This window comes from Shewanella sp. H8 (assembly GCF_040285065.1).
GTDB lineage: Bacteria > Pseudomonadota > Gammaproteobacteria > Enterobacterales > Shewanellaceae > Shewanella > Shewanella polaris.
The window spans coordinates 1,150,999-1,165,705 of sequence record NZ_CP157213.1; the positions used below are offsets into that span (position 1 = coordinate 1,150,999).

The window sequence follows — 14,707 nt, forward strand, 5'->3', positions numbered from 1 at the left end:
GAATCAGCGTTAAATAACGGTATGGGATCAATGAGCGACTATAAATTTACTTTGAATTTACCGGAAACAGAGTTTCCGATGCGCGGTAATTTGGCCAATCGCGAGCCAGAAATGTTAAATCGTTGGACGCAAGATGGACTGTATCAACAGATCCGTGAAAGTCGTGCTGGACGTAAATCTTTTATTCTGCATGATGGCCCTCCATACGCCAATGGCAGTATTCATATTGGTCATTCCGTAAACAAAATTCTTAAAGACATTATTATAAAGTCAAAAACCATGTCTGGTTTTGACGCACCTTACATTCCTGGTTGGGATTGTCATGGATTACCGATTGAGCTGAAAGTTGAGCAAAAAGTCGGCAAGCCAGGTGTTAAGATTTCTGCTGCTGAATTTCGTGAAGAATGTCGCAAATATGCCGCTATCCAAGTTAACGGTCAACGCGAAGACTTTATTCGTTTAGGTGTATTAGGTGATTGGCAAAATCCGTATTTAACCATGGATTTTTCAACTGAAGCGAATATTGTTCGTTCACTCGCAAAAGTGATTGAAAGCGGTCATTTGCACAAAGGTGTTAAACCTGTGCATTGGTGTACAGACTGTGGTTCAGCATTAGCAGAAGCCGAAGTTGAATATGAAGATAAAACATCACCAGCAATCGATGTGGCTTTTTTTGCCGTTGATAGCTCAGCTGTTGCCGCTAAGTTTGGCGTTGAGAATTATACTAAGCCGGTAGCGATGGCTATTTGGACTACCACGCCATGGACCATGCCTGCTAACCGCGCATTATCACTGAGTCCTGAGTTAGATTATAGCTTGGTTGAATTTGTGAAAGAGGGTAAAACCACTACTTTGATTTTGGCTCAAGTACTGGTTGAGTCATGTCTTGAGCGTTATGGCGCGGAGTCGCACACTATTTTAGGTGAAGTGAAAGGCGCTGAGCTTGAGTTAATGCGCTTTAATCATCCATTTTATGCTTTTGATGTGCCAGCTATTTTAGGTGACCATGTTACGACTGATGCCGGTACCGGTATTGTACATACTGCACCAGGTCACGGTCAGGACGATTTTATTGTCGGTCAAAAATACGGTTTAGAAGTCGCTAACCCTGTTGGCGATAACGGCGTGTTTAAAGCTGACACTGAATTTTTTGCCGGTCAGCATGTCTTTAAAGCTAACGCTAATGTGATTGCGCTGTTAGAAGAAAAGGGGGCACTACTTCAGCATGTAGCTATCCGCCATAGCTATCCGCATTGCTGGCGCCACAAAACACCAATTATCTTCCGTGCGACACCACAGTGGTTTATTTCAATGGATAACCATGGCTTGCGTACACAAGCACTGGAAGAGATAAAGAAAACCAAGTGGATACCTGATTGGGGCCAAAGCCGTATTGAAAAGATGGTCGAAAACCGTCCTGATTGGTGTATTTCACGTCAGCGTACTTGGGGCGTGCCTATTACCTTGTTTGTAAACCGCGAAACGGAAGAATTGCATCCGGATAGTATTTCATTAATGGAACGTGTAGCGAATCGCATTGAACAGCAAGGCATTCAAGCTTGGTGGGATTTAGACGCCAGTGAATTACTTGGTGATGAAGCCGATCAGTACCGTAAAGTTACTGACACATTAGACGTTTGGTTTGATTCGGGTTCATCATTCTCATCTGTTGTTGCTGCACGTCCAGAGTTTCATGGACATGACATTGATTTGTATTTAGAAGGTAGCGATCAGCATCGTGGTTGGTTTATGTCATCATTGATGATTTCAACTGCGATGAATGGTAAAGCACCTTACAAGCAAGTATTGACCCATGGTTTTACCGTTGATGGTAAAGGCCGCAAAATGTCAAAATCTGTTGGTAACGTTATTGCACCTTTACAAGTGATCAATAAACTCGGTGCCGATATTTTACGTTTGTGGGTTGCTGCAACTGATTACAGCGGTGAAATGACCGTTTCTGATGAGATTTTAAATCGTAGTGCAGATGCGTATCGTCGTATCCGCAACACGGCCCGTTTCTTGTTGGCAAACTTGAATGGCTTTAACCCAGAAACCGATATGATTGCAACTGAGGACATGGTTGCGTTAGACCGTTGGGTTGTACGTCGTGCAGCTGCATTACAACAAGAAATCATCGAAGCGTATGACCAATACAACTTCCATTTAGTCACTCAAAAACTGATGCAGTTCTGTTCTGTAGAGTTAGGTAGTTTCTATCTTGATATTATTAAAGATCGCCAATATACCGCTAAGCAGGAAGGTCATGCTCGTCGTAGTTGTCAATCTGCGCTTTATCTTATTGCTGAGGCTATGGTGCGCTGGATGGCGCCAATATTAAGCTTCACAGCCGATGAAGTATGGCAATTATTGCCAGGTAAGCGTGAAAAGTACGTCTTTACTCAAGAATGGTATCAAGGCTTAGAATCCATCACACTTGAGAGTGACTTGAGCGATGAATATTGGGCGAAACTGTTAACTGTCCGTAATGAAGTTAACAAAGTACTCGAACAAGCGCGTCGTGATAAACGTATTGGTGGTTCATTAGAAGCCGAAGTGACATTGTACGCTGATGCAGATTTAGCTGCCGAGTTAGCAAAAGTAGGTGATGAGTTACGTTTTATTCTTATAACCTCTAAAGCGGCTGTTGCGGATATATCTGAAGCTGGTGATGATGCCATTGAAACTGAGTTGAGTTCACTCAAATTAGTGGTTACCAAAAGTGCAGCTGAAAAATGTGAACGCTGCTGGCACTACCGCGAAGAAGTTGGCACTATCGAAGCTCACCCAACATTGTGTCAACGCTGTGTGACCAATATTGAAGGTGAAGGCGAGCAACGCGAGTTTGCATAAGGAAGTGAGATAATGAGTACTGCGCCATTAACATGGAAAGACAGTGGCTTGCGTTGGTATTGGGTAGCTGCATTGGTGTTTTTAGCCGATCAGCTATCTAAACAATGGGTCCTGGAAAATTTCGAACTGTATGAGTCGGTAAAACTGCTGCCATTTTTTAATTTCACCTATGTGAGAAATTTTGGTGCAGCCTTTAGTTTTTTAGATGATGCTGGCGGCTGGCAGCGTTGGCTGTTTGCTGTTATTGCAATTGGTTTTAGTACTTTACTGACTATTTGGTTGCGTAAACAGTCACACACAATGTGGCGCAGTAATTTAGCGTTCACCTTAGTGATTGGTGGTGCATTAGGTAATTTAGTTGATCGTCTAATGCATGGTTTTGTGATTGATTTCATAGATTTTTACTGGAAAACAAGTCACTACCCAGCATTTAACATTGCTGATTCTGGTATTTTTGTTGGCGCAGTGCTGATCATTTGGGAATCATTTAAACCGGATGTAAAACCATCGAAGGAGCAAGAGTAACAGTGACAGATTTAACTCAACAAGACAGTCGTTCATTATTGTGTCACATGAATATTGTACTGGAAGATGGCTCAACGGCAGACAGCACTAAAGCGTCGGGGAAACCCGCTCGTTTGAATATTGGTGATGGTAGTCTAAGTCCTGCTTTTGAACATGAGCTTAAAGGTTTGAATGAAGGTGATAAGCACACATTTACCTTAGCGGCACAAGATGCATTTGGTGAATCCAATCCTGATGCAATTCATTATATGGACAGAAGCCGTTTCCCTGCGGATATGAAGCTTGAAGAAGGGGTTATTGTGAGTTTTGCAGGCCCTGGTGGCAGCGAAATACCGGGTATTGTTCGCGATACTGCTGGCGATTCCATTACCGTAGATTTAAACCACCCACTAGCAGGTCGCGTGATTACGTTTGAACTTGAAGTGATCAGTGTCATAACTGAGTAAAAGGTATCACATGCTAAAAGTAGATCCGACGTCTCCTGAACTGAGTATTTTACTGGCTAACCCTCGCGGATTTTGCGCCGGAGTTGATCGTGCTATCAGTATTGTTGAGCGTGCTTTAGAGTTATTTGAACCGCCAATTTATGTACGCCATGAAGTAGTACATAATCGTTATGTGGTTGAAAATCTAAAACAGCGTGGTGCTCTTTTTATTGATGAACTTGATCAAGTGCCAGACAACAGCATTGTTATTTTTAGCGCTCATGGTGTATCACAAGCGGTAAGAAAAGAAGCTAAAGTGCGTGGCTTAAAAGTGTTTGATGCGACTTGTCCACTGGTAACAAAAGTGCATTTACAAGTGACTCGTGCAAGTCGTAAAGGCATTGAATGTATTTTGATTGGTCATGAAGGCCATCCAGAAGTAGAAGGCACTATGGGACAATATGATAATCCTAACGGTGGTGTTTATCTTATTGAATCACCTGAAGACGTAAATAATCTTCAGGTCAATAACCCAGATAACTTATGTTTTGTTACCCAAACCACGCTTTCTGTTGATGACACCTTAGATATCATTAGTGCACTACAACAACGTTTTCCTTCAATTGAAGGACCGCGTAAAGATGATATTTGCTACGCAACACAAAATCGTCAAGATGCAGTAAGAAGTATGTCTGCTGAAGTCGATTTATTGATTGTTGTCGGCTCTAAAAATAGTTCTAATTCAAATCGTTTACGTGAACTAGCGGAAAAAACCGGTACCCAATCTTATTTAGTTGATACTGCCGCCGATGTTGAAGCGGTATGGTTTAATGATGTGAAAAAAGTGGCAGTAACAGCAGGAGCGTCGGCGCCAGAAGTGCTAGTGCAACAAGTTGTTAACGCTATAGCGACGCTTGCACCAAGTGTGATTACTGAAATAGAAGGGCGTAAAGAAGATACTGTTTTTGCCGTACCTGCCGAATTACGCTAATTAATTAAACTAAATGCGCTAAATTTGAACCCGCAACCGGCTTTAGGATGCGGGTTTTTTTGTACTTAAAAATAAACAGAGTATTATACTCATTAATCAATGCACCAATAATTAATGGTCAGTATACAATATTGATACTATCTGATTACATTTAAGTCGGCTATGATACGTTTATTATATAACCACGATAGTGTTGTTAATATTTACCTTTTTAGATGCTAATCTCAAAGGTAGAGATTATTTTGCGTTTATTTTTCTGGAGGTTTGACGCTCATGCTACCAAAAAGGAATGGATTTTCCTTAATTGAAGTAATGGTATCACTGGTTATTCTGGTGGTAGGACTTATTGGTATTTTTAATCTTCATTTAGTTTCCAAAAAAGGCAGTTTTGAATCTTTTCAGCAAACTCAAGCATCATATTATGCTAATGATATTATTAATCGTATGCGCATAAATAGTGGTCAACTAGCGACTTATGCAGGCACCTATACTGGCACAACCATTACATCCGCTAAAGCTTGTGACGTTGCTGTTGGTGTGACGGTTATTTGCACCAATATTGAAACCAGGAACTGGGATTTATACCAGTGGGAACGAGCATTTTTAGGTGAAAACGAAAAATCTTCTGATAATAAAAATGTGGGAGGATTAGATTCACCAACCGCGTGTATTGATATTAATACTACAAATGTAACAGTTGTTATAACTTGGAAAGGTGTACGAGCTTCATCAGACGGAACTGCAGATAAAAGTGATTTTATTAAAGGGTGTGGTTCCAGTAGTGATAGGCGACGTACACTTGTTGTTAATACGGCGATAATAAGATGATGAGAATATTTAAAAGTCAACGAGGAATGTCGTTGGTAGAGCTAATGGTCGCTATGTTAATCAGCCTTTTTTTAACAGCAGGGCTTTTTACTATGTTTAACATGTCTTCCAGTAATGTGACAACCACAAGTCAATTTAATCAACTCCAAGAAAATGGTCGTATTGCTTTAGCTATAATGGAGAGAGACCTTAGTCAATTAGGTTTTTTGGGAGATTTTACTGGTACAAATTTTAATGATATCAATAGTACATTTTCTGCAACCGCTGTTACTGTCGATTGCGTTGGTGCTGGGTTGAATAACGCCAGCTTCCCAGATACGACTCAGACACCTAACTTTCGGCATTTATGGGGATATGAACAAGGCGTAAGTGCAGAAACCATGACTTGTATTACGCCGAATAGTAATACTGATGTAATTCAAGTTAAACGTTTTATTGGGCCGCCTGTGACGGCATTAACTGCCACTCGCTATTATGCCGCGGCTTCGTCAGTTGAAGTTGTTTTTTTCAATGGCAGCGATGCAATTCCTGGGGTTATTAATAGCCGATTATGGGAATATCAACATCATGTATATTTTATCCGGGATGATGGTGATATACCTGTATTAAGGCGTCGTACTCTTTCGATAAATAATGGTATGAATAACGAAGAACAACTCGTTGAGGGCATAGAAAATATGCGTATTTTATATGGTTTTGACAGTAACGGCGATGGAACTGCAAATAGCTATATGCCAGTAGAAAATGTGACCACATTAATGTGGGATAATGCACTGTCTCAGCGTTTAGTTTCTTTAAGGTTATTCTTGCTAGTTCGTTCAAATGAAGAAGATGGTAGTTATAAAAATGATACGACTTATACGCTAGGGGATAAGACTATCGGTCCATTAAATGATAATTATCGACGTAAAGTCGTTTCAACCACCATCATGTTAGACAATCAAATATTAATTAATTAATTTATAGGTAGCGTAGGTTATCTGTTAAAAAGTTATTTGTTGTACTTGTATTAAATGCATGATTAAGTTTGCTCTGAAGGTGAGATGATGATCAAATCAACAAAAAATCAGCAAGGCATAGTATTATTTTTTTCATTAATAGTATTAGTGTTAATGACATTGATTGGTGTGGCTTTAGCCGTCAATTCTACACAGTCATTAAGAATGGCTGGTGCTGGTTCTGAGCGCCTAGAGGCTATGGCATTAGCTCAAGGTGAACAAGATAAAACCATTTTGACTTATACTAATAATAGGCTAACGGATATGACGGTCGCTTTTACCACGGTAGATAATGATTTGGGTGTTTCAAATACGTTAACGCCATTGACCATTGTTGATGTTAAATGTCGAAGTCCTAAAGCTAATTCAGACATCTATTGCCGTCGAGTTGAAATATCCAGCTCTGCAACATTTGGACGGAGTGATATGGGCCTCGTCACCGTTGTATCAGGAATAGAACAAGAAGTATTAACAGGGAGTTAGTCATGTTTTTAAAACAATTACTGTCAGTATTATTATTTGCAATCTTGGCTCATTCATCGATTAGCTTCGCAGATGACACAGAATTATATGTATTTGAGTCGACAGCTCGATCTGGCTCTAAGCCCCAGGTGTTAATTATTTTCGATACATCGGGCAGTATGAGTACTAGTTTTAGTACTGATGATCCTTATGAAAGAGGGGAGGAAAATACCAATAATGGTACTTTACAAGGTAATACAAAGCTTTATTTTACCCGTAGTAGTAGCAATATCCCTGAGGCAAGCAGTAACCAATACTTCTTACACAGTGTAAACGGTTGTGATGTCGGCGAGAAATATCTCGAAGATTACGGTATGTTTACTGGTTACCTACGTGAACATAAATATATTGGTGAAAATGGTGTGTGGTCTGAATTGCCGTTAACTGATGGTAGTTCAATCCAACAAGTTGATTGTTATGAAGATATTGCGGATCGCAATTATTACAATAATGGCACAAACTTTTATGGTTTTCCTGTTGATGGTTTAGGCTCTAGCGCTAGTCCTGTTCGTTATACTACTGCAAATAGCTCATCAACAACGGCTGAAATTGATGCTGCTATTGAAAAGGCCAAGTTAACTAATTTAGGTATTGGCCAACCCATAACCTTGTACACAGAAAAATATATTAATTGGTATTACAGCACGAAATCTCAACATCGTTATTCTCGTATGGCAATAGCTAAACGAGTTATTGAAGATACTATTGTCACCACTCCGAGTGTTGATTTTGGCTTGAGTATATTTAACTATAATTATAGATGTTGTGATGGTGGGCGTATAGTATACGGTATAACTACAAATAATGAGACTAACAGAACTAATTTACTCAATACCATTGGTGACTTTAATGCTGATGGTAATACACCTTTGTGTGAAAACTTATATGAAGCCTATCGTTACTTTGCTGGTTTAGGGGTGTATTTTGGTGATGATGATCCAAGTAGGACTCCAAGTCGAGATCAGTCAGTTGAGCACAATGGATCATACATATCACCTTTTGTCGATAAACAATGCCAAGATAAAGCCTACGTTATTTATGTTACAGATGGAGAGCCAACCCAAGATACGGCAGCCGATAATGCAATCTTAAATCTTTCTGGTGTGACAACATCTGATCGACACTCAAGTAGCTATTTACCTGCCCTTGCTGGTTGGTTAAACAAAAATGACGTAAATACCAACCTTGATGGTATCCAAACCGTATCAACCTACACTATTGGTTTTAGTGAAGGAGCTGATGATGCTAAAGACATCCTTACAGAAACAGCCACTCGTGGTGGGGGAGAGTATTATTCAGCCAAAAATGCACAAAAATTACAAGAAGCGTTACAAGATATTTTTTCTAATATCCTAGAAGTTAACTCAAGCTTTACGTCTCCATCTATTGCCAGTAATAACTTTGATAGAACACAAACATTAAACTCTGTTTACTATGCAATGTTTTTACCTAATGAAGGCCCTCGCTGGGTCGGAAACCTTAAAAAGTTTACTGTTACAGGTTCTGGTGATGTTGTAGATAAAAATGGTGATAATGCCATAGGTGATGATGGAAATTTAAAATCATCTGCATGTTCATATTGGACAGATGATTCAGTCTGTAGTGCAACTAGTGGCGGCGGGGACGGTAATAATGTTGAAATCGGTGGTACGTTAACCAAGCTTCAAAATACTTCTAATAGGACGCTATACGGCAACTTTGGTAGTGATGGTTCCTTAAAAGCATTTACTAAATCAAATGCTGCAAGTAGTCCAGGTATTAGTAGTGAAGCATCATTAGCAACCTTTATGGGGGTTGATAAAACCGAATTAACTAAATTATTTGATTGGGCCATCGGTATCGATGTTGACGACGAAGATGAAGATAATTCAACATCTGATACACGTTTAGATATTATGGGTGATCCACTGCATTCAAAACCATTAGCGATAAACTATGGTACAGAAGGCTCACCAGATGTGCGCATATTGCTTGGCACGAATGCTGGTTTTTTGCATATGTTTAAAGATAAAGGGGATAGCGTTGAAGAATCTTGGGCATTTATGCCACAAGAGTTATTGCCTAATTTACGTGAGCTAAGAGCTAACGTGCCAACTGGTGTTCACTCAGTTTATGGTATGGACAGCCCTCCGGTTGCTTATGTTAAACGTAATACATCAGGGGCTATTGAAAAAGCTTGGTTATTCGTTGGTATGCGACGTGGTGGTAAGTCCTATTATGCCCTCAATATCACTAACCCAGATTTACCATCATTTATGTGGAAGGTCGATCCTAGTTCATCTGGAATGAGTGAAATGGGGCAGTCTTGGGCTGAGCCTGTAGTTACGTTAATTCCAGGTGTACCTTCAGGCAATATGTCGGCGACGAGTGCGACTCCAGTCGTCATTCTTGGAGGGGGCTATAATCCTTCCACTAAAGATGGTTCTGGTATTGGTACCGATGACACTACTGGTCGAAGTGTTTATGTGTTAAATGCTGAAACAGGCGCTTTAGTACATCAATTTGGAACATCCACTGGAACCAACAAAACCACACTACCTAGTATTGTTGATAGTATCCCTAATAGTGTTGCAATTTTAGACGGTAATAACGATGGTCTAACTGACAGAATATATGCTACTGATACCGGTGCTAATATTTGGCGTATGGATATGCCTAGTGCTTCGTCTAATGATTCAACTAATCCTTGGACAGCATTTAAATTTGCTAGTTTAGGGGGAGCGACGCAAGCAACAGACAGACGTTTTTTTGCTGAACCAGCCGTTGCGCAAACCGTGTTTACTAATATTTCCGAGGTTTCTGTCACGGTGTCAGAAACAACAACTACAAGTGTCACTTATCAGAACGTTCCTTATGATGCGGTAACTGTTGGAAGTGGTAATCGTCCGCATCCATTAGATACAACGCGTTCAGATAAATTTTTTGTGCTACAAGACCGTAATGTTATTAGTAAGTCATTCACTGGGGCTACGGGTAAGGAGGTACCAGCAACATTAGAGTTATCAAATCTTTATAATGTATCATCTACTCCTCCGGTTACTGAAGAGCAGAATATTGAATTTGGTAAACAACGGGGTTGGTTTTATAACTTTTCCGCATCAGGAGAGAAAAGTGTATCGGCTTCAACCATTATTGAAGGGCGAGTTTATTTTACCTCTTATGTTCCAGGTGACAATACTTCGACTAATCAATGTTTAGTATCTGGTCAAGGCCGCTTATATGGATTTGATTTACATAAAGGTACCCGCTCTTACACACAAGAGTATTTAGAAATGGGGTCTAGAGTCCCTGATACGCCTCAATTAGTTATTCCACCTAATGATGAACCTAGTGATCCTGATGATTCCACAAACCAAAATGATGAGAGTTACATGTACTTAATAGGCATTGGTTCAGCTGGTGATAAAATGGAAAAAGTTGATGGTGATGATGATGGCTGTGCGGAAGGTGACAATAAGTGCATTCGTGCAGGACTTGGTGTTAACAGGATTTACTATCATATAGATGAGTAAAAGTGAGTATAACTCGTAATGAAAAATCAGAAAGGATTCACCTTAATTGAAGTGATGATCACCGTTGTGATAGTTGGCATTTTAGCTTCAATTGCATACCCAAGTTATATTCAATTTGTTGCTAAAGGAGCGCGTGGTGATGGTTTAGCAGGGGTTATGCGTGTTGCAAATTTGCAAGAGCAATATTATTTGGATCATCGAAGCTTTACTGCTGATATGACAAAGCTTGGTTTGACGGCGGATCCTTGGATTGTTGAGAATACTTATTATAAGGTAGACACAACGTTGAGCGGGGATGATTATACCGTGACCTCGACAGCTATCGGTGTCCAAGCTACTCGCGATGCAACTTGTGCAACGATATCATTAACCTCAACGGGTACTAAATCACCTTCGGAGTGTTGGAAATGAGAATAGCGACAATTTTAATAGCGATGTTATCTGTTTGGGTTAGTTTTGTTGTATTGGCAAAAGAAGATAGAGAGCCAATTGCTTATAAATGTCACATAGAAACACCTAACGGGGCAAATATTGCTTTGTTTGTATGGGATCCTAAGTTGCTCATTAAAGAGCAAAGTGCTTTATTGGCAGATTATGTACCTACTATATCTAATGAACGTCTGTTGGTTAAACGTGTTATTGAATGCATTGCAGAAGATAAACAGTTTAAAGATATTTTTATACGTGAGATGGATGAGCAAAGAACTTATTAATGCTACCCATTTATCGACGAAAAAAGGCTTACTAATGTGAGCCTTTTTTAATTGCAATTTATCGCCGTGGTAACGTTAGATATTCTACCAGAAGCACTTATGCTTATGGCCTCAGATGAACTGCTATCGGTGTCGCCAGGGCAATATCTAAACGTGCCACTATTGCCATTAATAACCATACCATCGGGGGTGAAACTGTATATTGCCAAGTCCGATTTGATGAAGTCGTTACTATTAAATGCATCCACTTTACGTAAAATTATATCAGCAATTCCATCGGTAGTATCCATTGTTCCAAGTGTACCATTATCGATAAAGACACTAAATCCCTGTGTCCAATCTGTTCCACAAGATGTAGTACTTAGAGGACAGACCGATACTCTACCACCGTAACTTACGGCTTGGCTCCTAGCAAATATAAATGATGATTCGATGGTGCTAATTGTACTTTTTGCTCTCATTCCCTCATAAAGAGAATTCATAGATGGTGCCGCAACAGCAATGAGTATCCCTGCTACTACAACTGTTACCATCATCTCTACTAAGGTAAAACCCAATTGTATTTTTTTCATGCGCAAATCCTCTGCTATATAAAGCAGAGTAGCACTAAGCGCAGCATAAATTACAGTGTTTTATTAGCCATTTCTTAATAGGTCTTCTGACTTACTCTATTTCAGATACAGTGATTTTATTCGTGTCTAATTAAAGCTTACATTTTATATTTTTCTTTTTTGACATTCTTGCTCGCCCTGCTTGATTAACAATAACGGCTTTTGAATATTTGCTATCCACTTTTCCAGGACAATAAGTTAATGTTCCATTAGTACCGGATGCTAACCCGTCAGGTTGAAACCTAATCGCGGGCCGATTGTAATCAATGTGGTCATCTTCATGAAAAGAATCAGTCTGTTGAAGCAAATGGTCATTGCCATCAAGTTGATTTTTCTGTCCATGGTCAATAAATACACTTAATCCAATACTCCAGTCTGATGAACACAAATTGTTGGCTAATGGGCAAACGGTCACCCTTGAGCCGTAACTTATTGCCATATTTCTACCCAAAAGGATGGTTTGTTGGATAACTTGAATATTGCTATTGGCTCTGATTTGTTCGTTAAAGTCCTTAAACGACGGTATAGCGATAAGAGAAAGCAATGCGGCAATCATTGTGGTGATAATGACTTCGATAAGATTGAAGCCTTTGATATGAGTATAATGAGGCATACATGTTCATCCTTAAACGTGGTGGGCTGCATCCTGCAGTAACATTAAATGTAGTACAAAAAAACACCAAAAGCTTAGTTGAGAAATATCTTTTCATAAATAAGTAAAATAGCAGCGACAATTGTCTTCGCTTTCAAGTAAGATATTTGTACAAAATTTGATAGCAATAAACGTCAACGCCGACATATGTTTAACCAACAATTTAGCCGATGACAGGAGTATATAATGAAAAAAGTCGAAGCCATTATTAAACCGTTTAAACTTGATGATGTGCGTGAATCACTTGCTGAAATTGGTATTACAGGTATGACTGTATCTGAAGTAAAAGGTTTTGGACGTCAAAAAGGCCATACTGAACTGTACCGTGGTGCTGAATACATGGTTGATTTTTTACCTAAGGTAAAAATTGAGTTGGTTATTCAAGATGAACTTCTTGAACGTGCGATAGATGTGATAGTGGACATTGCTAGAACAGGAAAGATAGGTGACGGTAAAATTTTTGTTACCAATATTGAACGTGTCATTCGTATTCGTACCGGCGAAGAAAACGAAGAAGCAGTATAAGATTCATAAGGGCCCATAAGGGCCTTTTTTTATATTTGTACGCTCTGTTTTATTGACTTAGTTGTGGATGTTAGTTTGCTTCGAGGAATATATGGTGCAACGAATTGTTATCGTGGGTGGTGGGGCAGCTGGGTTAGCGTTGGCTTCTAAATTGGGACGAAAGTTTGGTAAAAATCCGTTAATCGATATTAGTTTGATTGATAAGAATACCGTTCACATTTGGAAACCTAAATTGCATGAGGTTGCCGTTGGTGTAATTGACCAATCAATTGAAGGTTTGCAATATCGAGACCACGGATTAAAGAATGGTTATCGCTATATTCGCGGTGCAATTGAACAGTGCGATCCGAGTACTAAACAAATTCAACTTGCTCCAGTGTATAACGATGAAGGTGAGATGATCATTGCTGCGCGTAATATTGAATACGATACTTTGGTTCTCGCATTAGGAGGAGTATCAAATAGCTTTAATACACCCGGTGCAGAAAAACATTGTATTTTCTTAGACAGCCTAGACAGTGCCAATCTTTTTCATCATAAGCTTATGGATGCTCTGTTACAGCTTAATGAAACTCAAGACCAGTTAAGTATCGGTATTGTCGGTGCTGGTGCAACAGGCGTAGAGCTTTCCGCTGAGCTCCATCACGTTATTGAGTCGGTGAGAGAGTACGGCTATCAAAATATTTCTAAAGATCATTTAGACATAAACTTGATTGAAGCATCAAATAAAATCTTGCCACAATTACCTGATCAAGTTAGCTCCAGAGCGCAAACTGTGCTGTCAAAATTAGGCGTAAAATTACATTTGGGTGTACAGGTTAAAGAAGTGACCAAAGAAGGCTTTGTTACTGCTGCGGGTGATACGATTAAAGCTAACATTAAAGTCTGGGCAGCAGGTGTTAAAGGTCCAAAAGTATTTGAGAGCTTCACTCAACTTCCCATTACGCCACGTAATCAAATCGATGTTGATGAATGTATGCATGTTAAAGGTATAAATGATATTTATGCCTTAGGTGACTGTGCACAATTAATACTACCCTCAGGGAAACCTGTACCGCCACGAGCTCAAGCAGCAGCTCAAATGGCCGATCGCCTTTATGCGAATATCTGTTTAAAAATGAAGCAACAACCTGAAAAGCCTTTTGTGTATAAAGACTATGGTTCATTGGTATCACTGAGTCGTTTTTCTGCCGTTGGTAATCTAATGGGTAACCTCCGCTCGGGAGATTTTTTTGTTGAAGGGCATGTTGCTCGTTTGATGTATATTTCACTTTATCAACGTCATTTAGCCAGTTTATATGGCTGGTTTTCCGCCTCGGTATATCGGATTGCGCAAAAATTACTACGCTGGCAACGTCCTAAGCTTAAATTACATTAAGTTATAAATTTTTTAGCTCGTTAATTAATGAACCGTACCGTTAATATAAAGCCTTTTTTGAGCAAGAAATCGCCATTTGGGGCTAATTGATGCAATTTAACTTAAATGTACTTGAATTTAAGATTTAACTTGGTAGTTTCAGTTATTAATTATTTGTTAACGTAGTGTATGACA

The 14,707-nt window shown here is 39.5% G+C and carries 14 protein-coding genes; 12 read left to right on the forward strand and 2 right to left on the reverse strand.

The window, feature by feature from the left end; genetic code table 11:
- Positions 1-30 precede the first annotated feature (30 nt).
- The 10 genes from ileS to ABIS04_RS05090 all read left to right on the forward strand — a co-directional run bounded on the left by ileS (position 31) and on the right by ABIS04_RS05090 (position 11,367).
- Positions 31-2,853: an isoleucine--tRNA ligase gene (ileS, locus tag ABIS04_RS05045; protein ID WP_350432787.1), complete on the forward strand. Its 2,823-nt coding sequence runs from the start codon at positions 31-33 to the stop codon at positions 2,851-2,853.
- Between the two features lie 12 nt (positions 2,854-2,865).
- Positions 2,866-3,378 (forward strand): signal peptidase II, encoded by a 513-nt coding sequence (gene lspA / locus ABIS04_RS05050; RefSeq protein WP_350432788.1) that lies wholly within the window; start codon positions 2,866-2,868, stop codon positions 3,376-3,378.
- Between the two features lie 2 nt (positions 3,379-3,380).
- Positions 3,381-3,824, forward strand: a complete 444-nt coding sequence (fkpB, locus tag ABIS04_RS05055; protein ID WP_350432789.1) for an FKBP-type peptidyl-prolyl cis-trans isomerase — start codon at positions 3,381-3,383, stop codon at positions 3,822-3,824.
- Between the two features lie 40 nt (positions 3,825-3,864).
- Positions 3,865-4,794, forward strand: coding sequence for a 4-hydroxy-3-methylbut-2-enyl diphosphate reductase (gene ispH, locus ABIS04_RS05060; protein WP_350433390.1), 930 nt, complete (start codon positions 3,865-3,867; stop codon positions 4,792-4,794).
- Positions 4,795-5,067: 273 nt separating this feature from the next.
- Entirely contained in the window at positions 5,068-5,622 is a 555-nt protein-coding gene (gene pilV, locus ABIS04_RS05065) for a type IV pilus modification protein PilV (protein ID WP_350432790.1), read from the forward strand.
- Positions 5,619-6,581: a PilW family protein gene (locus tag ABIS04_RS05070; RefSeq protein ID WP_350432791.1), complete on the forward strand. Its 963-nt coding sequence runs from the start codon at positions 5,619-5,621 to the stop codon at positions 6,579-6,581. Before pilV ends, ABIS04_RS05070 begins: the two co-directional genes overlap by 4 nt.
- An 84-nt stretch (positions 6,582-6,665) precedes the next feature.
- Entirely contained in the window at positions 6,666-7,103 is a 438-nt protein-coding gene (locus ABIS04_RS05075; RefSeq protein WP_240778447.1) for a PilX N-terminal domain-containing pilus assembly protein, read from the forward strand.
- Positions 7,104-7,105: 2 nt separating this feature from the next.
- Positions 7,106-10,654 (forward strand): PilC/PilY family type IV pilus protein, encoded by a 3,549-nt coding sequence (locus tag ABIS04_RS05080; protein WP_350432792.1) that lies wholly within the window; start codon positions 7,106-7,108, stop codon positions 10,652-10,654.
- 18 nt (positions 10,655-10,672) lie between these two features.
- Positions 10,673-11,065: a type IV pilin protein gene (locus ABIS04_RS05085; RefSeq protein ID WP_140233621.1), complete on the forward strand. Its 393-nt coding sequence runs from the start codon at positions 10,673-10,675 to the stop codon at positions 11,063-11,065.
- Positions 11,062-11,367, forward strand: coding sequence for a TapY2 family type IVa secretion system protein (locus tag ABIS04_RS05090; protein ID WP_140233622.1), 306 nt, complete (start codon positions 11,062-11,064; stop codon positions 11,365-11,367). Before ABIS04_RS05085 ends, ABIS04_RS05090 begins: the two co-directional genes overlap by 4 nt.
- Before the next feature lie 47 nt (positions 11,368-11,414).
- Here ABIS04_RS05090 and ABIS04_RS05095 read toward each other — a convergent pair whose 3' ends face one another.
- Both ABIS04_RS05095 and ABIS04_RS05100 read right to left on the reverse strand, forming a co-directional pair.
- The gene (locus ABIS04_RS05095) at positions 11,415-11,939 is read right to left on the reverse strand and encodes a GspH/FimT family pseudopilin (RefSeq protein WP_140233623.1); all 525 of its coding nucleotides are present in this window, start codon (positions 11,937-11,939) and stop codon (positions 11,415-11,417) included.
- 130 nt (positions 11,940-12,069) lie between these two features.
- Complete coding sequence (locus tag ABIS04_RS05100; RefSeq protein ID WP_140233624.1) at positions 12,070-12,591, reverse strand: GspH/FimT family protein; 522 nt, start codon at positions 12,589-12,591, stop codon at positions 12,070-12,072.
- Between the two features lie 225 nt (positions 12,592-12,816).
- Here ABIS04_RS05100 and ABIS04_RS05105 point away from each other — a divergent pair, with 225 nt between their 5' ends.
- Entirely contained in the window at positions 12,817-13,155 is a 339-nt protein-coding gene (locus ABIS04_RS05105; RefSeq protein WP_137222209.1) for a P-II family nitrogen regulator, read from the forward strand.
- A gap of 91 nt (positions 13,156-13,246) precedes the next feature.
- A complete protein-coding gene (locus tag ABIS04_RS05110; protein ID WP_350432793.1) occupies positions 13,247-14,533 on the forward strand; it encodes an NAD(P)/FAD-dependent oxidoreductase in 1,287 nt (428 codons plus the stop codon).
- Positions 14,534-14,707: the final 174 nt, after the last annotated feature.